Origin of the sequence: Streptomyces minutiscleroticus (assembly GCF_014650875.1) — a bacterium.
Taxonomy (GTDB): Bacteria; Actinomycetota; Actinomycetes; order Streptomycetales; family Streptomycetaceae; genus Streptomyces; species Streptomyces minutiscleroticus.
Window position 1 is genome coordinate 1,327 of the sequence record NZ_BMVU01000158.1, and the last position, 1,587, is coordinate 2,913.

2 protein-coding genes are annotated in these 1,587 nt (G+C 73.9%); both read left to right on the top strand.

Going from position 1 to position 1,587, the window contains the following annotated elements; genetic code table 11:
- The coding region (locus IE271_RS40515; protein ID WP_190195425.1) for a shikimate kinase at window positions 1-508 on the top strand (508 nt) is incomplete at its 5' end.
- The coding region (aroB, locus tag IE271_RS40520) for a 3-dehydroquinate synthase (protein WP_190195426.1) at window positions 505-1,587 on the top strand (1,083 nt) is incomplete at its 3' end. The genes IE271_RS40515 and aroB, both read left to right, overlap by 4 nt.

The following is a 1,587-nucleotide window of genomic DNA, read 5'->3' on the forward strand; positions in this document are numbered from 1 at the left end:
TCCCGCCGTCGTGCTCGTCGGCCCGATGGGGGTCGGCAAGTCGACGGTGGGCGCGCTGCTGGCCGAGCGTCTGGGCCGCCCCTACCGGGACACCGACGACGACATCGTCGCCGAGCAGGGCCGTGCCATCGCGGACATCTTCGTCGACGCGGGCGAGGCGGCCTTCCGCGCGCTGGAGAAGCGGGCCGTGGCCGCCGCCCTCGCCGCGCACACCGGCGTCCTCGCACTGGGCGGCGGTGCGGTCCTGGACGCGGACACCCGGGCGCTGCTGGCCGGGCACCGGGTGGTGTACCTGTCGATGGACGCGGAGGAGGCCGCGCGGCGCACCGGGCTGAACGCCGCCCGGCCGCTGCTCGCGATCAACCCGCGCAAGCGGTGGCGCGAGCTGATGGAGGCCCGCCGCCACCTGTACGAGGAGGTCGCCACGGCCGTCGTGGCCACCGACGGCCGCACCCCCGAAGAGGTCGCTCGGGCCGTCTTCGACGCCTTGGAGTGGAAGGAAGCATGAGCGAGCAGGCAGTCACCCGGATCCAGGTCGGCGGCAGCGCGGGCAGCGAGCCGTACGAGGTGCTGGTGGGCCGGCAGCTCCTGGGCGAGCTGGCCGAACTGATCGGGACCAGGGCCAAGCGGGTGGCGGTGATCCACCCCGAGGCGCTGGCCGAGACCGGCGACGCGCTCCGCGCCGACCTGGCCGGGCAGGGCTACGAGGCGATCGCCGTCCAGGTGCCCAACGCCGAGGAGGCCAAGACCGCCGAGGTCGCCGCCTACTGCTGGAAGGCGCTCGGCCAGTCCGGCTTCACCCGCTCGGACGTGATCGTCGGCGTCGGCGGCGGCGCGACCACGGACCTGGCCGGGTTCGTGGCCGCGACCTGGCTGCGCGGCGTGCGCTGGATCGCGGTGCCCACCACCGTGCTGGCCATGGTGGACGCGGCGGTCGGCGGCAAGACCGGCATCAACACCGCCGAGGGCAAGAACCTCGTGGGCGCCTTCCACCCGCCCGCCGGCGTGCTGTGCGACCTGGCCGCGCTGCAGTCGCTGCCGGTGCACGACTTCGTGTCCGGGCTCGCGGAGATCATCAAGGCCGGCTTCATCGCCGACCCGGTGATCCTGGACCTGATCGAGGCCGACCCGCAGGCCGCCCGCACCCCGGCCGGACCGCACACCGCCGAGCTGATCGAGCGCTCCGTCCGGGTCAAGGCCGAGGTGGTCTCCGCCGACCTGAAGGAGTCCGGCCCGCGCGAGATCCTCAACTACGGGCACACCCTCGGGCACGCCATCGAGAAGAACGAGCGCTACACGTGGCGGCACGGCGCGGCGGTCGCGGTGGGCATGCACTTCGCCGCCGAGCTCGGCCGGCTGGCCGGGCGCCTGGACGACGCCACCGCCGACCGCCACCGCACGATCCTGCAGTCCGTCGGCCTGCCGCTGAGCTACCGCTACGACCAGTGGCCCAAACTGCTGGAGAACATGAAGGTCGACAAGAAGTCCCGCGGCGACCTGCTCCGCTTCATCGTGCTCGACGGCCTGGCCAGGCCCACCGTCCTGGAGGGCCCCGACCCGGCCGTCCTGCTCGCCGCCTACGGCGAG